This is a genomic window from Ktedonobacter racemifer DSM 44963 (assembly GCF_000178855.1).
GTDB classification, from domain to species: Bacteria; Chloroflexota; Ktedonobacteria; order Ktedonobacterales; family Ktedonobacteraceae; genus Ktedonobacter; species Ktedonobacter racemifer.
The window spans coordinates 1,425,105-1,447,768 of sequence record NZ_ADVG01000003.1 but is presented as its reverse complement, the minus strand read 5'-3'; the positions used below and the strand labels follow the sequence as shown (position 1 = coordinate 1,447,768).

Here is a 22,664-nt window from a genome sequence, read left to right as displayed (position 1 = left end):
GCGTTGGCCCTAGTAAACCTTGACAAGAGGGCAAAAATTATGGCATACTTTGAATGAACATTCATTCATCTGAATATCCATTCATTGAAGGCAAATGTATGAAGGACTCCATTCAAGAGCAACTCATCGCCGCACGGCGCAACCAGATCATTGACGCGGCAACGAAGGTGTTCGCCCAGAAGGGCTTTCACCCCACAACAATCCGGGATATCGCCCGAGAGGCTGGTATCGCAGACGGCACCATCTATAACTACTTTGAGAATAAAACCGCGTTGATTCTGGGTATCCTGGATCGACTGAATGAATCTGACCGGAGGGAAACAGACTTCGGAGGCTTTACTGAGGGAGACTTTCGTAGCTATATGAAGGCCTATTTCCGCCACAGGCTAACCGCGCTTAAGGCGGATAATTTCGAGATCTTCAGGGTCGTCATCTCAGAGGTTCTGGTCAATCAGGAGTTGAGAGAGCTGTATTACCGGAAGATTATTGAACCAACATTTACTATGGCGGAAACGTACTTTCAGCAATGGACAGAGCAATATATCGTCAAGCCAACCAATACGCGCCTCGCTATGCGCGCCATCTCGGGCATGGTGCTTGGCTTGATTGTGGAATACCTTATGGGAGATCCAATCCTGGAAGCAGCCTGGGATGAGCTACCAGACCTGCTTACCGCTATGATCATGGGTCAGGAACCCCATGCCTAAAGGCAGGGGCTTGCGTAAGTAAGCCTGGACCTGACCAGTCTCAGCCAGAGCAGACTTGATGGATAGAATCATCAAGGCTATCGGGCTACGTTAGGAACGAAATAGGTACGTTGGGGTGCTTTGCCAGCTCCAACCGCTACGGTACAGCATTAAACATCCCTAGAGGGTTAAGGACGTGTGTTGTACGTAAAACCGTTTGCTAACATTGACGAGGCACACATTACCCTGCAAGACAGGAGGCTCAACTTGAGCAATGTATTCGTGATTGATAGTGACTATAAGCCCTTAAATCCGGTGCATCCAGCACGTGCAAGGCTCTTGCTCACACAGGGCAACGCAGCCGTGTACAGGAGATACCCATTTACCATTGTGCTCAAACGGGTGGTAGATCAGCCAGAGGTGCAACCCTTGCGCCTCAAGCTTGATCCTGGCAGCAAAACCACGGGTATTGCCCTGGTGAACGATACCAACGGGAAAGTTGTTTTTGCGGCTGAACTTGAGCATCGTGGGCACGCTATAAAAGATAGCCTGGATAGTCGCCGTGGTGTTCGTCGCAGACGACGCAACCGCAAAACAAGGTATCGCAAACCGCGATTTCAGAATAGAAGGCGTAAGAAAGGGTGGTTGCCACCATCGCTGGAAAGTCGTCTTGCCAATATTCTGACGTGGGTAGCTCGCTTGTGTCGCTCTGCTCCCATTACTGCTCTGAGCCAGGAATTGGTCAAGTTTGATCTGCAACTGATGGAGAATCCCGATATTACAGGAGTGGAATACCAGCAAGGCACGCTGCAAGGCTACGAGGTCAGGGAATACGTACTCGAAAAATGGAAGCGAACATGCGCCTATTGTGGCAAGCAAGATGTGCCCTTGCAAATTGAGCACATTCATCCTCGCGCCAACGGTGGCACCCATAGGATAAGCAATCTTACCCTGGCTTGCGAGCCATGCAATATTGCCAAAGGGACGCAGGATATTGCGGTGTTTCTTGCGAAGAAGCCTGATGTGCTCAAGCGCATTCTGGCTCAGGTCAAAAAGCCTCTCAAGGATGCCAGTGCAGTGAATGCTACACGCTTTGCCTTGCTTGAACGGCTCAAAGCATTTGGCTTGCCTGTCGAGTGCGGCAGTGGTGGGTTGACCAAGTACAACCGAACCACAAGAGGGCTAGCCAAGACGCATTGGCTCGATGCCACCTGCGTGGGCAAGAGCACCCCTTCTGCCATTTCCCACAAAGGGGTGGTTCCTTTGCTTCTTACTGCCAATGGTCATGGAAGAAGACAAATGTGCGTTCCTGATAAGTACGGATTCCCAGAAAAACATAAACAACGAAGAAAAACGTTTCTTGGATATCGCACAGGTGATATGGTAAAAGCCATTACCTCCAAAGGAACATTTGAAGGAAGAATAGCCATTCGCCATCGTCCGTCGTTTCGCCTTGGGAAGGTCGATATCCATCCCAAATATATGCATTGTATCCATCGAGCAGATGGCTATGAGTACACACAGAAAGGAGTGCGCAATGCTCCTCCCCATGTCTAAAGCCAGGGGTCCCCGCATTGCGCAATTTTATGATGGATTAAGGAGCGAGAAGCCATGACGAAGAAACAAACGCTACCAGCAACCGCGTCCACAACTTCTATCGCACCCGTCGACATTACCAGCGCCAGGTTCAAGGCCAATCCCTTTCCCTTTTATGCCCAACTTCGTGCCGAGGCGCCGGTTTTCCCGGTAACCCTACCTACGAAGCAGCGCGCCTGGCTGGTAACACGCTACGATGATGTGCTCAGTATCTTGAAGGATAAGCGCTTCGCCAAGGACCGCCGCAATGCGATGACGCCTGAGCAGCTAAAAAAGGCCCCCTGGGTTCCACCCATGTTCAAGCCACTTGAGCGCAACATGCTCGACCTGGACAGCTCGGACCACACCAGGCTGCGCACCCTCGTACACAAAGCCTTTACACCGCGCCTGGTTGAACAGATGCGCGAGCAGGTACAGGTCCTGGCCAATGAATTGCTGGATAAAGTAGAGCCAAAGGGCAGTATGGACTTGATCGCCGATTTCGCGCTGCCACTGCCACTCACCGTCATCGGGCGTATCCTCGGGGTACCAGCTCAAGATAATCATAAGTTTCATCGCTGGACCAAAATCCTCATTTCAGGAGGTACCAACCGCAACCTTTTCGTGCTCGTTCCCAGCATCATGGGCTTTATGGCATACTTAAAAAAGCTCATCAAAGAGCGACGTACCCGTCCTCAAGATGATCTTATCACGGCGCTCGTGCAGGCCAAGGAAGGCAGCGATCAACTCAGTGAAGATGAAATCCTGGCCATGGTCTTTCTGCTGCTCATTGCGGGCCACGAGACCACCGTCAACCTGATCGGCAGCGGAACGCTCGCCCTGCTGGAGCATCCCGACCAGCTGGCGAAATTACAGAGCGAGCCAACACTCATCAAGCCCGCCATTGAGGAACTGCTACGCTTTGTCTGCCCGGTTGAAACAGCTACAGAGCGCTATGCCAGTGAAGACATCACGATTGAGGGTGTCACCATTCCACGCGGGGAGCTGGTCCTGGCGGCAATTGGCTCAGCCAACCGGGACGTAAACTACTTTAATGATCCCGACACGCTGGACATCACCCGCGAGAACAATAAGCACCTGGCCTTCGGCCAGGGTGTGCATTACTGCCTCGGTGCTCCCCTATCCCGGCTTGAAGGGCAGATCGCTATCAGTACCCTGATCCAGCTTATGCCTGATCTCCGGCTCAGCATCGCGCCAGAGCAGGTCCGCTGGCGCGGCAGCTTTGTACTGCGCGGATTAGAAGCGCTGCCAGTCTCGTTCTAATAGGTAGGCTGGCTCATAGAGTGGCCCCTGCTTAGCTTTCAGCAGATAGGCATCTCCCTGCTCACTCACCACGCGATATACCCTGGCGTTCACATCGAGTCCCTGCGACAGCAGCTCAAATGTGGCGGCATTGAGAGCATACTGCTCCGCTAAGCAGTGGCGTAGGCTCTCATCTGAAAGACGTGGTTCCTTGCTCATATCCCGATTCCCTTCTATCTAGTAAGAGTTCTATTACAAAGCAGAGTGTAGCATAAGTCGGGTTTATTTTTGCCAGCAACAACCAATAGAGTTATATTCATTGAATGAAACAATGATATCTTCATTTTTGCCATTCCCTCATATAACACAAACCGCTATTATTCAAAGACACTCATATGCAAATAATTACCTGCAATCTGATGCGCAATATTTTGCATTGACTTTCTTCTACCCTTGACAAAATCATGCCAAAATGTTAATCAATATTCATTGAAACGCACCAAATAAGTTTCCAATATGGAACTACAACGCCAAAGATGGCATTTGTACAGGCATGGAAGGAAGCCCAGTTGCGTACTGTGCGCGCTGGGTATAGAGCAAACAAAGGAGTTGTTCAATGGCGGATGGAACCATCTATTCATCACTTACCCGGCGCCTGAGCACCAGGCGCGAATTTATGCGTAACACAGCTATCGCGGGCGTCGCAGCCACGGCTGGCGCCTCACTTCTCGGTCAGATCATGCCCACTCCGGCGCTGGCGGATAGCCGCTTCGACTTTGTTGATACGTGTGGAAGTGACTTTACTTTGGGCAACAAAACCTTCTATTTTGGTGGAACAAACAACTACTATCTGCACTATAAGTCCCACTTTATGATTGATGATGTGCTCCAAAATGCGGTGGCGATGGGGCTGGGCGTCGTACGCCTCTGGGGCTTTCTCGATGGGCAGGCTTCAGACGGCTTTGTCATGCAACCCCAACCAGGAGTCTATCCAGAAGATGGCTATGAGCGCTTCGACTACACCGTCTGGAAGGCCAGCCAGCTTGGCCTTAAGCTTGTCGTGACGCTGACCAATAACTGGGATGCCTTCGGCGGCATGAACCAGTATGTCTCCTGGTTTGGCGGCACCAATCACGATGACTTCTACACAAAACCTGAGATCAAACAGGCCTTTAAAAACTATATCCATAACTTCCTACATCGCCATAACCGCTACACCAACCGGAAGATGATGGATGAGACAGCGATCATGACGTGGGAGCTGGCAAATGAGCCACGCTGCGAGTCGGATAAGTCCGGCGATACCATCGTAAACTGGGCACACGAGATGAGCGAGTATATCAAGGACCTTGATCATCGCCACCTTGTGGCCGTCGGCGACGAAGGCTTCTATAACTATCCCGGAAACCCCGATTGGACGCGTAACGGCTATAGCGGCGTCGACTGGAAACGCCTGGTCGCGCTCCCCGGTATTGACTATGGGACCCTGCACTTCTATCCCAATGATTGGGGCAAAGACGCCGATTGGGCTGTGCAGTGGATACAGGACCATATCCAGGATGGGCACGCGGCGGGCAAGCCAGTCGTTGTCGAGGAGTTTGGCTGGCGCGACCTGGCTACCCGCGACGAGATCTATCGCCGCTGGACGGATACCGTCTATCAGGCAGGAGGCAATGGCGATCAATTCTGGATCCTGACTGGCTTGCAGGATGATGGCGCCCTCTACCCCAATTATGATGGCTATCGCGTCACCAATCCCAGCAGCACCGCCAGCGTGCTCGCGGCACATGCCGCGCAGATGAAGGCAAAATCAGGTAGACTTGTGAAATAAAAGGGTGTGGCTACGCGTTGCCTTGCAACGCGTAGCCACACCCTTTACACTCCCTGTAAAGAACCAGAGAAAAGGCTTCTGGTATTCAGGCATTGAAGGAGTTGCCGGCTGCTCCTTCTCGGGTAGATCTGTAATCAGTGCCTCAGTGGTCAGAATCATAGCGGCAATGCTGGTGGCGTTTTGCAGAGCGGAGCGCGTCACCTTGGCAGGATCGGTGATACCGGAACTGAGACCTCTCCGGCCTAAAGGCACGGAGGTTCCTGTTCCTCACCCACCGTTTCCGATCTCCCCCGAAGGAGAAACCAGCTCTTGGCGGGGATAGGCAGGACTTTCGAGCCGACGCGCTCTGGCACGGGCAGCTCCGCTCTTGAGCCGAGCCACTACGCCCATGCTTCGGGGCAAGTGCTGCCCCTCATTCGCACGTTGTTGTAGATCCTCCATCACGGCTCTTAGGCGCGGCTCCGCACCTTCCCAGACGTGCTGGTTGACGGAGGGAATGGTTTGCTCCGGTTCCAGGTAGGCCAGCAAGAAGGCCGAATAGAGATCACGCTGCACTGGCCCGAAGCTGCAGGGGCATTTGTGCCAGCGCTGTGAAAGCGGCTTCTTGTGATACTGCCGACACTGATGGCAATATTGAGACAGTTTGGTCGATGATGCAGGAACTTCGTACAGGGTGCCGCCAGTTTTTGCAACTATGCGAGTCAAATGCGCTATAAACACCCCCGGTGCCCGAAGTCCGATGCTCCGACCATACTGTTTTTGCCAGGCTTTGAATGAAGTCTTTTCTAGAGTGATCGTGGTGCCTATCTGTGCAATGCGATGAGCGAGATTGCCATGCAGACTCTTGCGGTGCGCGGCTAGTTTGCGCTCGGTGTTGGCATGCTGTCGCCTGGTCGCCTTATACCGCTTACTCTCTTTCCAGCGCAAGCGACCTTTTTTCACACGTCCCTTTTCGTCATAATTTTCAGGATTATTGGCACGGCGCTGCCGATCCATCTTGCGCTGCAATCGGCGCTTTTTTCTGGTATCAGGTGCTACTTCCTCGCAGAACGTGACCAGATCGGCTTTGCCTTCTCGTGGCACCATTGCCAGTGTGGATGGGCCAATATCCAGGCCGATGATGTCTTTGCCCACTTCCTCATGCCTGGGCTTGACGAACGCGCGGCCTTCTAACACCAGTTGCACGTAATAGCGGTTGCCGTCTTTGTCGGTTCCCTGCGCTTGCGGTGACGATGCTTTGCGGCGGACCAGACGCACATATTTCATGCGGTGGCGCATGCCATGCTGCACCACCGGGTCAAGCCAATCGATGATGGCTGGGATGACCTCTGCATTCCAGATGAGAAAGCCACCATCGCCTGCATTGGGGTCCAGCACAAAGTGCATGCCGGTATCATTGCGCTTGCCCTCTACGCTATCGATGCCTCGTCCTTTGCTGCGGAAACGCACCCGTTTGGCTTTTCCGACACAGACGCGATTGGCGGCTTGATAGGCGCGGGTGGCAAGCGTTTGGGCCATCGTACTATCGATATGATCAGCGATCCACGAGACACGGGCTTGTTTGGTATACTCATGCATCTCGTATTCTGAGAAGCGGTATTTTTTGCGCAGAGTAGAAAACGCCTGTGCCCGTTCCTGTTTCTTGGAGCGAGGGATAGCGCAAGCTTGTGCCCACGCTGGGGCATTGCGCATACCTCTCAGCCGCTTCATGGCCTCATCAAGGAGAGCATTATACAGACACCGGGCCGCTTCCAGGTGTGCGCGTACCTGGCGTTCCTGGCTCCAATCGACCTGGAGAGGTAATTCGAGAAGAAAGGTCGGTGTCGCGGGCTCGCTTCATGATGTGCTCTCCCTTCCGATGCGGTACATCTCCTCAGAAAAGGACGGGCAGCAGTCCCGTCCCTTGTTCTGGCTCAACTTTCACACGCTACGAAGCTCTTCTTTCTGTGCCGTCTTCTTCCGGTAACTCGACGACGTGGCTGTGACGTCCTTCTTTCCTCTCGACCGCAGGCAATGTCAGCAGTGGAATCATCGCACGATCTATTCAACAACAAAGCGAACACGAAGAGGTTCCTGCCTCCACCCCTGCCCCAGATAAGGAACGCCCATTCATCCCCGTCTTAGAAAGAACGGGGCTTTCTGGGCCGTTCTCTGTAAACATATCCTCATAACGATCTGCCAGCACATTGTAGCCGATATTTTTACTCCCTTGCTCATACGGCGCACATCTTCATCAAATACAAGCTGCTTGGCCATGATTGTGCTCCTTTATTTATTGAAATTGATGGACAGTGCTTATCGGCTGCTCTGCTCAGGCACGCTCTCTGGCTTGAGCATACGCCAGAAGATCTCTGCAGCGGGGAAGTGCTCGATGTATTCTTCTGGATAATACTCAGCCCAGTGGGTAAGGCCATCAAGACACGCGTAGATAGCTCTCAGCAATTGATCTGGATCGCCCGCTACGATCTCACCGCTCGCCTGCCCCTCGACAATGCTCTGCCTGATCACGCCACGTAAGGCATGCGCGCGCTTATGCACGAGCTCCCGTAGCTCCTCCGGCGTAGCCTCAGAGTTGCGCATACGATCTAAGAGCTGATGGTACTCGGGGTGGCGCCTGCTTTCTATAAGCCCTGTCAACAACACCCTCAAACGCTCTCCTGGGGTCTTCGTCTTATCCAGCTCCTGCACCATCGTTAAGGGATTGGCTTGAAAGGCTTGCTCAGCTATTGTGTGCAGAATTATATCCTTGCTCGTGAAGTAACGATAGGCCAGTCCATGGCTGACCGAGGCCTCTGTGGCGATATCGTCCATAGTTGCAGCCGGCCCCTTGCGCGCAAAGACGCGCCTGGCAGCCTCCAGAATATGGGTCCGTTGCTCATCACGCAGACGTTGTTTGGCTTCCTCTGACCGAGGCATAAGAGCGCCTCCTTCCCTCTTCTGTATACAATAATGACTGACTTAGTCAGTCATTATTGTATACAGAAGAGGGAAGGAAGTCAAGTAGGGTCCAAGCTAGCATGGACTCCGAGGCCCGTGTAGGCCTCTGACGCGGGGTACGTCGCTTCGCTCGGAGTCCATGCCAGCATGGCCCCTACATGTTAACTGCTAGATCCTATGCCTCTTTAACAGCGCGGGCGAGAATTTCTTCGACGACCAATGTTTTGGCATCGGCGTAGTTCTGCGTATACTTCCAGGTCTTACGCGCAAGCTCACGCTTGGTATGCTCATATACCAGTCGGTCAGATTCATTGCGACGGATCCAATCACGGAAGAGGAGCATACGCTCAACCTCTGGGCTGCCAGGTGAGAAGACATGGAGGTTAACGGCTGGATTATCCCCTTTAAGCATACGGTGCTCGTGCCATTCCGGCTCGCGAATCCGTAACACATAGCCCGCGCCCTCCAGGGCCGAAACATAGGCGGCTTCATCCGCCGAGCTCGGCACTACGAGCAAAATATCTAAGATTGGCTTGGCTGCCAGTCCTGGCACCGAGGTCGAGCCGACATGCTCCAGCAGCACAATTCGCTCGCCAAGCACAGCCCTGATCTTCTCAGCCTCGCGCTCAAAGAGTTCTGGCCATGCTGGATCATAGTCTGCAATTGTCACAGATCCATTCAGAGGCTTGCGTTCTCCCACAGTTACCGCCTGCAATTGTTCCTCAGTAGTTACTCTACCAACTGCCTCTGGAACTTTAGCATGTGTATTATCAATTTCAGACATAGCATCTCCTTTCGCTGCCAAATGTACATTGCATCAAATCTTCTTCTTTTTTCGGCGAGATTCAGTAGAACAACACTAATGAGAAAAGAGAGAGAACATTGGAGTCCATACCAAAAGCGCGGCCACGCCTCCAAAAAATATACAGATACATGGCAGAAGCCAGCGTGCTCCAAAGGTATTGATATGCGCGTTCGCTGGATACGCGGGATCATAAAGCACAGGTACGTGATCGCCGACCTTGTGAGATGGTGGCCTGGAGCCGTAGCGCGATACAAAAATGATCTCTTCCTCGCCTCGTTCCATATCTACATACTGAAAACGCACGACTGGATAATAAACACCTCCACCCTTTCCCCCCATTCTCCAACGCAAGTCAATGACATCTCCTTCTGTCGCGACAGAGTGTCTGCCAAACCACATCTGCTTCACCGCCATTATAAGACCAGTCAGGATAAAAAGGGGAGGTATAGCATATAAACAATTCTGCGATAAGAAAATTAGGATACCAGGTGGATAAGACATAGCTTGTACCGCCTTACTATCGCTCAATTTGGAGGCCGCATGCTTTTTATTAACGCCTTCCTAATACACAAGCAATAATTCACGCAGATCAATAGCTCTGTAGCAAGGCAACAAGACATACAATTTAATACAAAACATTTAAATTCATGCTATCATCTTTTTCGATAATTTTCATCAAAAACTTTTCATTGACAGGCTCACATACCTCTTTTACACTGAGGTTATTATATTTCTCTTCATAAAAAAGGACACAGGCTCTCTCATGGACGAAACTTCATAAGCGGTGAGAGATCCTGAGTAGAAGATACCTGGCAAGGAAAGAGCATTATGGATAAACGTGTTCAATTTGATTTCGAAATTGAATTTACCAATGGCGGTGGCATCCAGGGACAGGACTTCCGCCTGGATATCGCGGGCGATGATATAAGCGACCAGGAACTCGCTGACTACCTTGTTAGCGATATGCGCCTACTCATGGTGGGAAGAGTCAAGATTCTTAATAAGACCATTCTCATAGAGCAACACAAACGCACTCCCATCAATACTCAGACCGGGACAGAGAGGCTGGTTGACCTGAGTCATACTATTGAACATGGCCTGGTCACCTATAAAGGTCTGCCTGCTCCCATTATCTGCGATTATTTGAGCCGCGAGGAATCCAAAAAGCAGTATGCCAGCGGGACTCAGTTTCAGATTGGTAAGATCGAGATGGTGACCAACACCGGCACCTATCTGGATTGCCCTTTTCACCGCTATGAGCATGGGAAGGACCTCTCAGAAGTCGGTGTAGAGAGACTCGCGGACCTGGAAGGTATTGTCATTCGCGTTGATCATAAAGAGACATTTGCCATCAATGCCGACTTCTTTCGTGGCAAAGAACTCCGAGGGCGAGCCGTGCTGGTACATACCGGCTGGGACAATTACTGGAACACAGAGAATTATTTTGAGCACCATCCCCATCTGACAGAGGATGCCGCGCTCTATCTTGTCGAGTGTGGGGTCAAGCTGGTTGGCATCGACTCCGTAAACATCGATGATACCAGGGGCGGCGAGCGGCCCGTGCATACCCAACTCCTGGGGGCCGAGGTCCTGATCGTTGAGCACCTGTGCAATCTCCAGCAGCTACCGGATGAAGGCTTTACCTTTAGCGCCCTTCCGCCAAAATTCAAAGGGGCAGGAACCTTCCCAGTAAGAGCGCTGGCCAGGCTACACTAGCTCTCCAGGTAAGTGAGTGCGAGCCACGCAGTGGCGTGAGGTTGTATATCAAGTTCTCGGCTCATCCGTGCTTATATATGCAGCATAGTATATGTAATCACGGAAAGGGCCATATATGCAACAGACAAATGCTTCCTCATCCTTTCTGCCAGTGCGCAGGAAACGCGGCATCGCTACCACAAGCGGCTTATCGTTAGCCATTCTTGGCGCCATCATTATCTTTGGCATCGGCATCATCAGCGGGTTCCATAGCATCTCTGGCACCAGCGAGTTTAGCCAGGTCGCAGCCTGGTTGATCCTCTTCGCCCTGTTTGGCACGCCTCTGCTGGCGGGACTCGTGGGAACTCTGCGCTCAGGACATCTGGGTACAGGCACGCTCTCCGGACTATGGAGTGGCTTTCTGGTTGGCCTCTGTCTGGCCATCTATATCATTATTCTCTACCTTACCAACGCGCCCACCCAGGTCTCACCAGAATCAGCCAGGCAGGCACAGGACGCCCTGGCGCAGCAGGGCATACAGATCTCTATGCAGAGCATCCAGGCCAACGCTATGCGCCAGGTTGGTCTCACAGGCCTGGTCATCGCCGACGTGATTCTCATCTTGCTCTGGTTGGGCATCGGTGCAGTGCTGGGAGTTATCGGAGGAGTCATTGGCAAGATCTTTGTGCACCAGCCACGTGACTATGTCGTACCCGCGGCAGCCCCGGCACCTCATTATGATGAGACACCTCCCCAGGAACAGTATGTAGAGCCAGCCCTCAACTATGCCACGCCACCCGTTGAGGAACCCTCTACCGAACCCGCTCCCCAGGAAGAGGCACGCGCCACTGAAGATTTCTATAATACCACCCCATCAGCCAGATCTTCACTCGATGAAGTGCCTCCCCAGGAGAGCTAGCCCGGTGCTATGTATGTACGTGCCTCCACTGACACGGAGGCACGTACATACATAGCACTCATCTCACCCTATCTCCCAACCGGAAATTGAACCTCGACGACAGATGTATCCTGGTGCAAGCCTTGCAAGTAGATTTGGCGCGGCGGTCCTACAAGCCGATAGCTGTTATCATCCAGCCAGCGATGAAGGACAGCAAAGGCCTGGCCGCTGGCAAGAACATCACCGGTGAAAACGGTGCAGGCCATCAAATGCTCGGGCAGCGTGTGGACGGTGATGTGCTCATTGCCGGGAAGAGGCGTGCGCAAAGGCATGGCAAACTCTACATCCGCGTATAGCCCGTCCTCACGCGCTTCATGGCGCGAGTACCAGAGCAGCATATCTGGACCAGAATGTGCTATCTCTTGCTGCCCCAGGTAGGACTGAAGGCGCGTCCGTGGCTCCGCAAAGTTACTTCCAAGCGCTACGAGGCCTCGGGTTGAGGCCACAAGTAGCAGATCGACCTGTTTTAAGCGTACTTCATAGTCTGGCATATTCTCCTCCTGTTCAATCTGGCGCAAGCGGGCGGCGATACGTGCCAGGCGAGCCTGCTCGGTATCAATAATCTGCTGCGTCTGGGCCTGCTTGAGCCTGAACATACCATGTAGCACCTCCAGGGGAAGCGACTCCTCTAACAGTTGCGCGATCTGTTCCAGGGGAAAGCCCAGGTCCTTGAGAGCGAGGATACGGTTTAAGCGTGGAAGCTGATCTAGTGAGTAGTAGCGATAGCCGGACTCGGGGTCCAGCGCCGAGGGCTTGAGCAGACCAAGCTGGTCATAGTGGCGCAGCGTCGCGATGGACACCTGGCCTACGCGAGCGAACTCGCCGATTTTGAGCATACTCCTTGCTGTCATTCTTCTTATTGAGAACCTCCAGCCAGAGCATACACTCTCAAGTAAGGTGAGAGTCAAGGGGAAATGTGGGCAAATAAAAGGCTAAGTCTGTTCAAGGATACGAGCAAACGCCTGGAGATAGCTTGTGTCAGTGCCTTGCTTGCGGAGCATCCAATACTCCGCTCCCCAAAAGAGGTACGCATAGAGGGACGTTTCTGATCCTGACCAGCGCATGCAGGCGTTATAGTTCCTGATGATCTGTTCCGGCAAACAACTGTACATCCCCTGCCCATCTGGATTAGGTGGAGTTGTCACCGTCTCCCATGGCTCTGCCTGTCCCTCAGCAATCATCACTTTTTGCCCATGAGCGCGAGTCCTGGCGAACATCTGCTCCCGTCTCCATTGCTGCCAGAGACTCTTGCTTCCATCCAGGTAGAGTGTTTTTGCCCCAATATTCATAAGAGCGTGACGCGGGTAGTAATCGATGCCGACGATATCTGCCAGACGTTGTGCGACTACAAGCGAGTCGCCCTGATCGCGGGTCCGCCACCATTGGGAGAGCCGAACCGGCAACGAGGTTGGCAAAAAGCCGTTCAGCATAATCGGCCTGGTGGGATCGGCTTTTCTGAGCGCTTCCACCTCTTTTTCGACAAAGGTCGCATCCAGACGCCAACTGTGTTCTACCCCAAGGGGGTCCACGGCCTCGTGTTCCACTTGCCAGGCAACAATCCCTTTTCGATCTTTATACCGCTCCACAAGGCGTGTGATGAGTGCCGTCGCAGCCGCCAGCAGGGACTGGTACGCTGATGGCTTGATGAGGGTATGTTCCGGGAAGGGACGCTGGAGATGGTGGGCTGGCACAAAGAACTCCGGGTAGCTAAAGGTTTTCAGAGGGCCAACACACAAGATAATCTGCTTTCCTGCTTGCTCAGCGGCATCAATCTGCCAATCAAGCTCATCAGGATAAAAAACGCCTGCTTCCGGTTCTATGCGATTCCAATAGGCTCCTAATCGAATGAGCTGAAATGGATAGGTGAGCAAGGTTTGCAGGGTGGTGCGCACATCTAAGCCCAGTGTGGCCACATGCGGCGGGCGAAAGCTGATCCCAAGCAGCGTTGAACCACGCGGTTCAATCGGTAGATACTGCCACGCATCAGTCAGGGGTTGTGTTGCCTGCTTCAGCCGAACTTCTGAGATGAACGGTAATGCCAGGAAGCAGGCAGCACCCCCACCAAAAGCCAACGTTCGCAAGGTTTTGCTTGGAGCTTTGTCTGTTTTTTGCATGCTTATCCTTCTTCGCTGTCCTGTACACTTTCACTCACTCCCGCAAAATATTCAAAAAGCACCAGAGAAAGCAAAAACCAGATGAAGCATACAGGAGTAAATTTGCCTATCCCTTTCGCCAGAGAGGCTTGCTGGCTCTTATACGTATACCATGACTTGATCTTTGGAAAAACGCTCACTCCTATGAATATTTTATGTGTGGGAGCTGCCTGTTTTTCATGAAACTGTGAGTGTCTCGCCAGGCCTTCAGGCAATTTGATGCGTGCCAGGATCCTTTTGGGGAAGGTCACGTACCATAAAGGCACAGATGGAAAACTATTTTTTTGCAGTTCAGTGATGATCTCAGAACAGGTGATATGGTCGGTATGTCCATAGAAACCAGCAAGGTCGTATGTCAGAAGCAAATCAGGCTTTTCTTGCTCGATAAGCGTCGCAAGAAAGGTCGTCAACTCCTGCTTTTTCTTGCACAGTTCTCCATCGCCAAAGTCCTCCTGAATGAGCCTGGATATCCCAAGGATGGCGGTCACCGCCTGAGCTTCTTTCGTGCGCATAGCTTTGAGATTGCCATTGCGTATTGCGTTCGGGCCTCTTTCTCCTTTAGTCAGAAGCACCAACGTCACTGTACTCCCTTTCTTTGAGAGACTGTGCAGGAAGCCCCCACACGTGATGGTTTCGTCATCTGCATGGGGAAAAAGAACGAGCACACGCTGAAACTGCCTCGCATCCCTCAGAGGGACCGCAAAATCCGTGACAAGCAGAAAGCCTGTTAGCCAAAGGAGAAGGATGGGACCCACTACGATGAGGAGAATGATCATTATTTCTTCCTGCCTTTTCTCTCCAGATCACCGTCTGCTCAGAAAAGAGCTTACCAACATGATAACCGCGTGGCTAGAATATCTGCTTCTTTGATTATCGCATAGCAAGATGACAAAGCGATGACAAAACAGGAGGGAAAAGTTCATGTTCTGGTCATGCTGATTGTTTACACTCTGCACTGACGCATCTATAGAAAGGAAGGAACTGTTTTGTTTTTAAGGGAATACGGAAGAGATGAAAATGCGCAAACAATCTAATTACCAGCAAGGAATTTTGAACAATGCACAAATGAATATAATAGATGCAAAATGGAGATAATGATATGACTCTCGCATGGAATCAAGATTCCGTCGCGAACTGGAGTATGACAGAACAATCCCCTTGCACTATCTTCAAGGCTCAGAATGTTGCAGAAATCCTGGAGGCGCTCGCTACTGCACGCATGCAGGGTTTATCAGTAATTGCACATGGTGCCGGGCATAGCTATACGGATGCAGCCTTGAATACTAATGGAGTTATCATCGACGTAACAGACATGCGCCGTATCCTCTCCTGGGACCCTGAGCAAGGGATCATGCAAGTTGAGCCTGGTGTAACTTTGCGTGATATTGTTCGTGTCGCCCCGGCTGATGGCTGGTGGCCAGCAGTTACTCCATCCACCGCGGATGCTACTATTGGTGGCTGTGTTGCCATGAATGTGAATGGGAAAAATGCCTGGAAATATGGCTCTTTTGGCGAACACCTGCTGTCACTCACTATGCTGCTGGCTAGCGGACAGATGCTCGCCCTTTCACCCATGAACGACCCTGAGCTTTTCCGGGCTGTTGTGGGGAGCGCCGGTTTATTAGGGATAATCACCTCTATTACACTACAGCTACGGCGCATTCCCTCGGGGAGCGTGGATGTTCTTGTACGGCCAGCCGCTTCATTAAGCGAGATTTTGACGATATTCCAGGAAGAACAGTCGGCAGATTACATAGAAGCCTGGGTGGATGGCTTCGCTGGAGGACGCTCTTTGGGCCGGGGGATCGTCACCTGTGCAAAGTATAGAGACGCGGGTGATGGCAATAGCGTACAGCCCCAGATGTTCCCCGTATCAGATCGGCTCAAGGAGGAATGTGCTCGCTGTATCGGCAAGATGGGCCGACCTGCCGTGAAGAGCGGCGTGCGCATCGCAAACAGTGTGCTGTATTGGTGGAGTAAATGGTGGGGTAAGAAAGTCATTCGACAGAGGTCTCTGTTTCAGAGTACCTACTATCCGCCAGCAATGTTTACGGGTTATCGAACGCTCCTCCCGCAGGGGACCGAAACATTTCAGGCGTTTGTCCCGCGCAGCCAGGCAGAGGTCCTTTTCAAGGAAATCATACGGTGCTCGCAAGAGAACCATTTCATGCCGCTCTGGTGCGTCATAAAACAGCACCGGCAGGAGCCATTCCTTCTCAGCTACCAGGTCGATGGCTTCTCGCTAGAAGTCAATTACCAGATTGTCCCTCAGACTGCGCAAAGATTGCGCAAGATGCTGTGGGAGTTGATGAACCTCGTGATTGTGGCAGGAGGAAGATTCTATCTCGCGAAAGACTCTCTACTCACCAATACCCTCTATCGCCGTAGTGTTGGGGATGCTACAGTTGAAACATTTCTCCAGCTTAAACAAGTGTATGATCCTGAAATGCTTTTCCAATCGAACCTGTTTCGTCGTGTGTTCCAGGCATCTCTTCAGTGAGCCAGGAGGGGACCCTCGAGCAATGTTCGAAGGCCACCCTCCCTCGTCCTTGTTGTTTAGCCTCTCTCTTCGAGGCTAGAGGTCGATTGCGGGAAGTTGATGCACGCCCAGTGCGAAGGAAAGTTCGCCTCCGTGGTGCATGTCATGCTCGATCAGGTGCCAGATGACCCATTGCCGCGTAAAGGTTTCCTCATCTTGAGTGTCCTCGTCAACATCGCGCAAAATCTCTTGCAGGTCGGCGGGCGTCCAGCGTTCGAGTGCATTTTGAAGCGCCTGCCAGGTTATCTCCAGGCCGCTCACCAGTTCGGCGGCAGACCTTACAGGCTGAGTGGGGCGATCCCACTCTCCAATGGTGCGAAGCCGCTCATCACCTATTTGCAACACATAGTGGGACCAACGGGCACGAGCGCCAATAATGTGGCGCACTAGCGTGTCTATATCGCGCAGGTGAGGCGCGACACGCAGGGCAAGCTGCTCAGAGGTGAGCGGGGCAATGGCTTTGACAAGGTGTTGCTGGTAGACATCCCAGCCCTGGTAGAAGGGTGCGAGCGTAGAAGGTTGCTCGATCATCAATGATTTTCCTCACATTTTCATGGTGTAGTTTGTTACGCACAATTAGCATGTACACTTGTGGATTGCTTGTTGTGAAAATGGAGGACGGTACACCTGGGGCATTCAGACAATAGGTTTGATGACCAGAATGAAAGGCAAGGTGTACGACCTCCACGAGATGTGAATGGTGTTCATACAATTCCCCTCCTTTCCTGTCTGAAGAACGACGTTTCGTGCTAATAGGATAGCATAGTTTCCCTCTCTATTTCAAGCTGTGTAGGGGAGTCTTCGCGCCTGCGGCGCTCAGAGAATAAATGATATGCATGGGCAACGGGCCGCAGGCCCGTTGCCCATGCATATCATTTACCCAATCTTTCAATTTGTGAGAGGGATATATTGAGGAAGCAGGTCGTAGTTTTGGCGGTCGAAGCGGCGCGTGCGGCGGCGGAACTCAAAGGTAAAGCCGGGCCAGAGCGTGGTGTTGCGCCCCCTGGCGTCCAGGTACCAGCTTACACAGCCGGAGGCCCAGACCGTCTTCTGCATCCGCTGCTGCACCTCGTCGTTGTAAGCAGCCTCGACCTCGGACCGGATCTCAACGACCTGCGCCTGCTTGCGCTCCATCGTTCTGAAGCAATCGAGTAAGTAACTGAGCTGCGACTCGATCATGTAGACCATAGAGTTATGGCCCAGGCCTGTGTTAGGACCAATCAGCAGGAAGAGGTTGGGAAAGCCAGGAACAGCCGTACCCATATAGGCATGTATATTCTCGCTCCAGGCGTCAGCAAGCGTCTGGCCCCCGCGCCCACGCACACATTGAGGCAGCCGTGCATCAGTGACATGGAAGCCGGTGCCGCAGATGATGACATCGACTTCGTGCTCCTGGCCGTCCTCTGTGACCACGCTTCGGCCTCGGACCTCGCGGATATGCTCGGTGACAACCTCAACATTGGGTTGAGCGGCCGCTGGATAGAAGTCGTCTGAGACCAGGATACGCTTGCAACCCATGGCGTAGTGAGGTGTGAACTTCGCCCGTAGCTCTGGATCGGCTACTTGCCGCTCCAGGTGCTCACGGGCAAACTGCATGCCCTTCTCCATCGCCTTCTGATTGTAGACTATGCCCAGGGCAGTTAATTCCTGGCGCAGATAGATGCGCGTGCGTACAAAGCGCTGCGTGAAGGGGAGGAGGCGATACAGACGCTTCTTCTCCTCCGAGATGGGATGATCCAGGCGCGGAACGATCCAGGGCGGTGTGCGCTGAAAGAGGACCAGGTGCGCGACCTTCGGCTGAATCTGGGGTACAAACTGAATGGCCGAGGCCCCGGTGCCAATTACAGCCACGCGCTTACCTGTAAGGTCCAGGTCGTGACGCCACTTCGCCGAGTGAAAAATTTCACCCTCGAAGTTCTCAATGCCAGAGATATGTGGAAGGGCAGGCTCGCTGAGTGGACCATTGCCGAGAATGAGGATATCGGTAGTAAACTCGCGCTGCGAGGTCGTGATATGCCAACGCTGCTCATCATCACTCCACGAAGCGTCGCGAAGCTCGTTGTTCCACCAGATATGGGGCAAAATACCGAAGCGTTGCGCGCAGTCGCACAAATACTCCTGAATCTCGCGCTGGGGCGAGTACATATGACTCCAATTTGGGTTGAGGGCAAAGGAGAAGGAATATAGGTGCGAAGGGATATCACAGGCACAGCCCGGATAGGTATTGTCGCGCCACGTCCCCCCAATATCCTCCGCCTTCTCCAGCACAACAAAATCTTTGTACCCGCGCTGCTTCAGCCGAATGGCCATGCCCAGTCCGGAGAAGCCCGTGCCAAGAATACAGATGTGCACATGTCGGACCTCACCGTCAGCCGACTGGTCCGGGACATCTGTACGCTGCTGCTCATCGTCAGCATACTTCTTGCGAGCGCCACTGCCCGCGAAAACCTGGAACATACTCGCTGCCTCCAAGCATCATTTGACTGCTCGTCTGATACATCTTGAAGAAGAGTATACCATATTACTGATTATGTATTACTGATTATGATTTTACAACAGGTGTAGGGGCACTCGAAGCATCTGACATAGATGCAACCGACTTCATGTAGATAAAATGTTGCAGGCCAGCCTGGCGTAAAACCATTTTGAAAAAACCGGGGAAGGCTGTCAGAGCGGTTTCGGTATCAAGCGTTTCCGGGTTCTCGAGCGTGTAATACTTTCTATGCCAGAACACAGTACAGCCTCCCGCGGCCTGCACATTGCGATACCAATCTACCTTTGGACCATAGGTTAAGGCAATCACGAAGCCCTCATTTAGCGGCCAGACCATAATCACTATCTCGTAAGATTTTCCGCTTCGACGCCCAACATGCCTAAGGAGCGCGAAAGGGCCGAAGGGAAGGATCGCAAGCCCACGCAGGACGCGATTCGTGACATATTTGTTAAATACGCGTATCCGGTCAGGAAACATGGTATCCTCCTTGAAAAAGTATCAGGGCTACTTTTACGGCCTTAATGAACGCATAATAACCTCGATGACGGCGTTAGCGTGGTCGGATGACGAGTCCTGCGCCTCCTCACCCGCAAGCAAACGGTGCATTACGACATAAGTCAGCAGGCCACCAAGTAACGTGTACGCCACGGCATCTACATCGATATCCGCGATAATTTCTTGCGCTTTGGCAGCTCGTAGTTGCGCGGTAATAATACTGATACCTCGTTGGGTAACAGTCGAGAAGAACAGCTTGCCAAGCTGGGGGAAACGCGGCATCTCCGTAATAATCATGCGTATCAGGGGAAGATAGCCAGGCTGGCTGATCATAGCCAGTATCTCGTAAGCTAGCGTCGCCAGAACCTGGCGCAGTGATGCGAGATCATGAGCAGATGGAAGAGTGTCAAGCTTCTCAGAGAAACGCGGCATCTCCATAGTCAGGTGACGCAGGACATCCACAAAAATCGCCTCCTTGTTGGCATAGTGGCGATAGAAGGTCTCCTTTGAGGAAATTCCCGCCTCTGCCAGGATGCCTTCAATACTTGTTCCCTGGTAGCCTTGCTGAAGAAAGAGTTGGTGCGCAGCGGCGCGTAGCTGCTCCCGTGTCTTCTGAGTACGTGTGTTCTGTCTCTGCTCCATTATCGCTCCCTTGCAATCGTAACGTACGGTACGTTACGATTATGCCACAAAGGGCCGTGGAAGTCAAGGGGCAAGGGCCTATATATATAGGAGCGATACAAGTGATCTTTTCGCCTAGGCATGGTGGGAAAGCGACAAGAAGTCGTCCAGGTCCTCACGAAGCAAGGAAACCAGATCTCCCTGCGCTTCTTGCTCCAGCCATTCCTCAAGAGCCACACGCAACGCTGTCATGTAGATGGCCACCAGGAAGCGAATCTCATGGCGGTTTGGGGCAGATTCCAGGCGGGAGCAAAGCGCCTCACAGATGGCTGGCTCTGTTCCCATCAGCGCATAGAGATAGACAGAAGCAATCGAGGGGGTCTGCACGGCCACCTGATAGCGGAGCAGAAAACTGGCCCGCTGCTGCTGATACTGGCTGGCCAGGTGCTCAAAGGTTGCTCGGAGTGCTGCGTGCGGTGACTCCGTTGGCGCAGCGTGCTGCAAAAAGCGGAGACCATCACTCAGGGCCGCGTGCATTGGCCCAAAGAGCACCTCCTCTTTGGACGCAAAATAGCGAAAAAAGGTGCGCGATGACATCATCACCGCCTCAGCAATGTCCTGGATGGAGGTGTGCTCATACCCCTGTTGCTGAAAGAGTCGGAGCGCCGCCTCCTCAATGGTGGCCTGAGCCAGACGTTTCTTGCGTTCTCGCAAACTCATCTGCTGCGATTCGTCATGTAGTGAGGATGCTATGCCATTCATTTCTATTTTTCTCTTATTGACTTTTGGTGTTCAGTGACATTACAATTCAAAATAGACACATATGACAACTGGAGACAGTATACACGTTGTGTTGATTTCTTGAAATGACGACTTTTGAAGAATGGGGCTTCAGTTTTTTTTGAGAAGCTCAAAGCGGACCTCAGTATGGTATTATCCATCTATGTGCTTCGATTTCTCAGAGCACATAGAGGTCTGAAAACTTTTTGACAGCAAAGGGCACTGATAGACATGGCTAAGGCGAAAGATCACCACCACTATGCACCCAACGCTTGCATAGTCGCCCAGGGCCTCACTATGTCCTTTTTCAGGTTGGTCATCCCCTGATTTACATAGTTGACTAATTTTGTCCGTGGGCGTCCCTCTCCACTACACGCTCGCGGCTTTTTTGTTATCCGCCAGATCGACTCTTACCTCTCACGACAAAGCCTGCTCGCGCCGGGTGAAGACACGCCCTCAAAGCTACTCTAGAGTAGCAAGCATATAGAATGGAGTTTCTCTATGACCAGTATTCTCCTTCCCCCAGGCTTTGTGACACGCCCGGCAACACTTCAGGATGCCGAGGCTATCGCGGCCCTGAACGTTGAAATCGAGCTCGCCCTGCTGGGCGTTAGCGAGAGCGCAGCCGTTGATATGCTGGAGTTCTGGCAGGACCGTGATGTTAACTTAGAGAGCGACACGCTGGCGGTGACGGCGCCCACAGGCGAATTCGTTGGTTATACCAGTGTGGCCCGAACGAGACGCGGGATTATGCTCGACGCCAATACAGCCATACGACTCTCCTATCAGCAACAGCCTATCGGCGCCTATCTGCTGCAATTCGCTGAGGAGCACGCACGCACCTTGCTCGACACTTACCCGGAGACGCCTCGCACCTTCTACACGTGGAGCTTTACACGAGATATGTCTCACCTACTCACGCAAGCGGGCTTCGAGGTTGAGTCCAGCGATTACCGTATGCGTATCCTCTTTGAAGAGCCGCCTATGGCCTCCTGTCCTATCGAGGGCGTTACCATTCGCCCCTTCATTCCAGGTCAGGAGGAGCGAGCCATTTACCATGTCGTTGCCGAGACCTTTCCCGATATCGATGGCGAGCCATATCGCCCCTATGCAGACTGGTACGAGGGTATGTTTGAGAAGAACTCCAGCGCCGACCCATCTATGTTCTATGTAGCTATCGCCGATGGAGAAGTGGTTGGCGTCACGCTCTGCCGCATCTATCCCCAGGAGCATAGTGGACATGTCTCGCAGGTCGGAGTACGCCGTCCCTGGCGCAAGCGAGGCATCGCCCTCGCCCTGCTCTCTACGGCCTTTAATGAGTACTACCGTCGCGGCGTCCGCGAGGTCCTGCTTGACATGGACTCCACCAACCAGACGGGGGCCTGGAACCTCTACCATCGCGCCGGTATGCACGTTCGCTCCCAGGTCGATTTCATGACAAAGAGCATATAGAACCAGATTGCATTGTAGGGTCTCCTACATTTTCTCAGGGGTAAGAGTGTGGTGCTCATTGGCAGCCACTGGCTGCCAATGAGCACCACACTCTTACCCCTGGCGAGCGTCGCAGGCGCGAGCATCAAGCAAAAAAGAGAGAAATATATGTATAAGATAAATAGGTCATATGCCCCATTTATCTTTATCTCTTTCCTCCTACACTAAGGACAGATAACTTGTATAAAACTTTTCTTACTCGTAGGAGTGATACGTTATGTCCTGTCATACGCTCATATCTTCGAAAACAAACAGGCATTCAATTGTTCTCAGCAACTTGTTGTTACTGGTTCTTTGTTTCTTCTTCGCGGGCTGTGGCTCGAAACCAACATTACAGGAAC

Annotated in this window: 21 protein-coding genes; 8 read left to right on the top strand and 13 right to left on the bottom strand. The window is 52.5% G+C overall.

Translation table 11 applies throughout. The features are described 5' to 3' along the window. The first annotated feature begins 98 nt into the window (after positions 1 to 98). The 3 genes from KRAC_RS35300 (at position 99) to KRAC_RS35290 (ending at position 3,545) form a co-directional block, all read left to right on the top strand. Entirely contained in the window at positions 99 to 707 is a 609-nt protein-coding gene (locus tag KRAC_RS35300) for a TetR/AcrR family transcriptional regulator (protein WP_007915724.1), read from the top strand. A gap of 246 nt (positions 708 to 953) precedes the next feature. Then, positions 954 to 2,243, top strand: coding sequence for an RNA-guided endonuclease IscB (iscB, locus tag KRAC_RS35295; protein ID WP_040445563.1), 1,290 nt, complete (start codon positions 954 to 956; stop codon positions 2,241 to 2,243). Positions 2,244 to 2,297: 54 nt separating this feature from the next. Next, positions 2,298 to 3,545, top strand: coding sequence for a cytochrome P450 family protein (locus KRAC_RS35290; protein WP_007915720.1), 1,248 nt, complete (start codon positions 2,298 to 2,300; stop codon positions 3,543 to 3,545). Here the strand turns inward: KRAC_RS35290 and KRAC_RS35285 are convergent. Further along, entirely contained in the window at positions 3,519 to 3,743 is a 225-nt protein-coding gene (locus tag KRAC_RS35285) for a hypothetical protein (protein WP_007915718.1), read from the bottom strand. The two genes, KRAC_RS35290 and KRAC_RS35285, sit on opposite strands and share 27 nt — an antisense overlap. Before the next feature lie 397 nt (positions 3,744 to 4,140). Here KRAC_RS35285 and KRAC_RS35280 point away from each other — a divergent pair, with 397 nt between their 5' ends. Continuing rightward, positions 4,141 to 5,355 (top strand): glycoside hydrolase 5 family protein, encoded by a 1,215-nt coding sequence (locus KRAC_RS35280; protein WP_007915716.1) that lies wholly within the window; start codon positions 4,141 to 4,143, stop codon positions 5,353 to 5,355. A gap of 267 nt (positions 5,356 to 5,622) precedes the next feature. Here the strand turns inward: KRAC_RS35280 and KRAC_RS35270 are convergent, their stop codons facing one another. From KRAC_RS35270 to KRAC_RS79900, 4 genes are all read right to left on the bottom strand, one after another. Further along, positions 5,623 to 7,047: a transposase gene (locus KRAC_RS35270; protein WP_040445561.1), complete on the bottom strand. Its 1,425-nt coding sequence runs from the start codon at positions 7,045 to 7,047 to the stop codon at positions 5,623 to 5,625. A gap of 603 nt (positions 7,048 to 7,650) precedes the next feature. Beyond that, complete coding sequence (locus tag KRAC_RS35265) at positions 7,651 to 8,271, bottom strand: TetR/AcrR family transcriptional regulator (protein WP_007915711.1); 621 nt, start codon at positions 8,269 to 8,271, stop codon at positions 7,651 to 7,653. Positions 8,272 to 8,467: 196 nt separating this feature from the next. Then, positions 8,468 to 9,076, bottom strand: a complete 609-nt coding sequence (locus KRAC_RS35260; RefSeq protein ID WP_007915709.1) for a GrpB family protein — start codon at positions 9,074 to 9,076, stop codon at positions 8,468 to 8,470. Between the two features lie 75 nt (positions 9,077 to 9,151). Beyond that, positions 9,152 to 9,496: a DUF3592 domain-containing protein gene (locus tag KRAC_RS79900; RefSeq protein WP_157507467.1), complete on the bottom strand. Its 345-nt coding sequence runs from the start codon at positions 9,494 to 9,496 to the stop codon at positions 9,152 to 9,154. A 429-nt stretch (positions 9,497 to 9,925) separates the two neighbouring features. Here KRAC_RS79900 and KRAC_RS35250 point away from each other — a divergent pair, with 429 nt between their 5' ends. Both KRAC_RS35250 and KRAC_RS35245 read left to right on the top strand, forming a co-directional pair. Further along, positions 9,926 to 10,813: a cyclase family protein gene (locus KRAC_RS35250; RefSeq protein ID WP_007915707.1), complete on the top strand. Its 888-nt coding sequence runs from the start codon at positions 9,926 to 9,928 to the stop codon at positions 10,811 to 10,813. A gap of 115 nt (positions 10,814 to 10,928) precedes the next feature. Continuing rightward, positions 10,929 to 11,711 (top strand): hypothetical protein, encoded by a 783-nt coding sequence (locus KRAC_RS35245; protein WP_007915706.1) that lies wholly within the window; start codon positions 10,929 to 10,931, stop codon positions 11,709 to 11,711. A gap of 68 nt (positions 11,712 to 11,779) precedes the next feature. Here the strand turns inward: KRAC_RS35245 and KRAC_RS35240 are convergent, their stop codons facing one another. The 3 genes from KRAC_RS35240 to KRAC_RS63145 form a co-directional block, all read right to left on the bottom strand. Next, the gene (locus tag KRAC_RS35240) at positions 11,780 to 12,601 is read right to left on the bottom strand and encodes a MerR family transcriptional regulator (RefSeq protein ID WP_007915705.1); all 822 of its coding nucleotides are present in this window, start codon (positions 12,599 to 12,601) and stop codon (positions 11,780 to 11,782) included. 81 nt (positions 12,602 to 12,682) lie between these two features. Then, positions 12,683 to 13,864: a beta-galactosidase gene (locus KRAC_RS35235; RefSeq protein WP_007915703.1), complete on the bottom strand. Its 1,182-nt coding sequence runs from the start codon at positions 13,862 to 13,864 to the stop codon at positions 12,683 to 12,685. A 2-nt stretch (positions 13,865 to 13,866) separates the two neighbouring features. Next, positions 13,867 to 14,679 (bottom strand): PIG-L deacetylase family protein, encoded by an 813-nt coding sequence (locus KRAC_RS63145; RefSeq protein WP_007915702.1) that lies wholly within the window; start codon positions 14,677 to 14,679, stop codon positions 13,867 to 13,869. A gap of 323 nt (positions 14,680 to 15,002) precedes the next feature. On the opposite strand from KRAC_RS63145, the gene KRAC_RS35225 reads away from it, so the two are divergent. Next, the gene (locus KRAC_RS35225) at positions 15,003 to 16,403 is read left to right on the top strand and encodes an FAD-binding oxidoreductase (RefSeq protein WP_007915700.1); all 1,401 of its coding nucleotides are present in this window, start codon (positions 15,003 to 15,005) and stop codon (positions 16,401 to 16,403) included. 75 nt (positions 16,404 to 16,478) lie between these two features. Here the strand turns inward: KRAC_RS35225 and KRAC_RS35220 are convergent, their stop codons facing one another. The 5 genes from KRAC_RS35220 to KRAC_RS35200 form a co-directional block, all read right to left on the bottom strand. Further along, positions 16,479 to 16,973 carry a DinB family protein gene (locus KRAC_RS35220; RefSeq protein WP_007915699.1) on the bottom strand — a complete coding sequence of 165 codons (495 nt, stop codon included), beginning with the start codon at positions 16,971 to 16,973 and terminating at the stop codon, positions 16,479 to 16,481. Between the two features lie 357 nt (positions 16,974 to 17,330). Further along, a complete protein-coding gene (locus tag KRAC_RS35215) occupies positions 17,331 to 18,899 on the bottom strand; it encodes a flavin-containing monooxygenase (RefSeq protein WP_007915698.1) in 1,569 nt (522 codons plus the stop codon). Between the two features lie 85 nt (positions 18,900 to 18,984). After that, on the bottom strand, positions 18,985 to 19,413 hold the full coding sequence (locus KRAC_RS35210; protein WP_007915697.1) for a nitroreductase family deazaflavin-dependent oxidoreductase: 429 nt from the start codon (positions 19,411 to 19,413) through the stop codon (positions 18,985 to 18,987). Between the two features lie 33 nt (positions 19,414 to 19,446). Further along, entirely contained in the window at positions 19,447 to 20,073 is a 627-nt protein-coding gene (locus tag KRAC_RS35205) for a TetR/AcrR family transcriptional regulator (RefSeq protein ID WP_007915696.1), read from the bottom strand. A 114-nt stretch (positions 20,074 to 20,187) separates the two neighbouring features. Beyond that, positions 20,188 to 20,814, bottom strand: a complete 627-nt coding sequence (locus tag KRAC_RS35200) for a TetR family transcriptional regulator (protein WP_007915695.1) — start codon at positions 20,812 to 20,814, stop codon at positions 20,188 to 20,190. Between the two features lie 519 nt (positions 20,815 to 21,333). Between KRAC_RS35200 and KRAC_RS35195 the strand changes: the two genes are divergently transcribed. Beyond that, positions 21,334 to 22,284: a GNAT family N-acetyltransferase gene (locus KRAC_RS35195; RefSeq protein WP_007915694.1), complete on the top strand. Its 951-nt coding sequence runs from the start codon at positions 21,334 to 21,336 to the stop codon at positions 22,282 to 22,284. Positions 22,285 to 22,664: the final 380 nt, after the last annotated feature.

Coding starts and splice junctions, on each gene's coding strand:
- KRAC_RS35300 (WP_007915724.1), top strand. CDS start 99: ATGAAGGACTCCATTCAAGAGCAACTCATCGCCGCACGGCGCAACCAG.
- KRAC_RS35290 (WP_007915720.1), top strand. CDS start 2,298: ATGACGAAGAAACAAACGCTACCAGCAACCGCGTCCACAACTTCTATC.
- KRAC_RS35285 (WP_007915718.1), bottom strand. CDS start 3,743: ATGAGCAAGGAACCACGTCTTTCAGATGAGAGCCTACGCCACTGCTTA.
- KRAC_RS35280 (WP_007915716.1), top strand. CDS start 4,141: ATGGCGGATGGAACCATCTATTCATCACTTACCCGGCGCCTGAGCACC.
- KRAC_RS35270 (WP_040445561.1), bottom strand. CDS start 7,047: ATGCGCAATGCCCCAGCGTGGGCACAAGCTTGCGCTATCCCTCGCTCC.
- KRAC_RS35265 (WP_007915711.1), bottom strand. CDS start 8,271: ATGCCTCGGTCAGAGGAAGCCAAACAACGTCTGCGTGATGAGCAACGG.
- KRAC_RS35260 (WP_007915709.1), bottom strand. CDS start 9,076: ATGTCTGAAATTGATAATACACATGCTAAAGTTCCAGAGGCAGTTGGT.
- KRAC_RS79900 (WP_157507467.1), bottom strand. CDS start 9,496: ATGTGGTTTGGCAGACACTCTGTCGCGACAGAAGGAGATGTCATTGAC.
- KRAC_RS35250 (WP_007915707.1), top strand. CDS start 9,926: ATGGATAAACGTGTTCAATTTGATTTCGAAATTGAATTTACCAATGGC.
- KRAC_RS35245 (WP_007915706.1), top strand. CDS start 10,929: ATGCAACAGACAAATGCTTCCTCATCCTTTCTGCCAGTGCGCAGGAAA.
- KRAC_RS35240 (WP_007915705.1), bottom strand. CDS start 12,601: ATGACAGCAAGGAGTATGCTCAAAATCGGCGAGTTCGCTCGCGTAGGC.
- KRAC_RS35235 (WP_007915703.1), bottom strand. CDS start 13,864: ATGCAAAAAACAGACAAAGCTCCAAGCAAAACCTTGCGAACGTTGGCT.
- KRAC_RS63145 (WP_007915702.1), bottom strand. CDS start 14,679: ATGATCATTCTCCTCATCGTAGTGGGTCCCATCCTTCTCCTTTGGCTA.
- KRAC_RS35225 (WP_007915700.1), top strand. CDS start 15,003: ATGACTCTCGCATGGAATCAAGATTCCGTCGCGAACTGGAGTATGACA.
- KRAC_RS35220 (WP_007915699.1), bottom strand. CDS start 16,973: ATGATCGAGCAACCTTCTACGCTCGCACCCTTCTACCAGGGCTGGGAT.
- KRAC_RS35215 (WP_007915698.1), bottom strand. CDS start 18,899: ATGTTCCAGGTTTTCGCGGGCAGTGGCGCTCGCAAGAAGTATGCTGAC.
- KRAC_RS35210 (WP_007915697.1), bottom strand. CDS start 19,413: ATGTTTCCTGACCGGATACGCGTATTTAACAAATATGTCACGAATCGC.
- KRAC_RS35205 (WP_007915696.1), bottom strand. CDS start 20,073: ATGGAGCAGAGACAGAACACACGTACTCAGAAGACACGGGAGCAGCTA.
- KRAC_RS35200 (WP_007915695.1), bottom strand. CDS start 20,814: ATGAATGGCATAGCATCCTCACTACATGACGAATCGCAGCAGATGAGT.
- KRAC_RS35195 (WP_007915694.1), top strand. CDS start 21,334: ATGACCAGTATTCTCCTTCCCCCAGGCTTTGTGACACGCCCGGCAACA.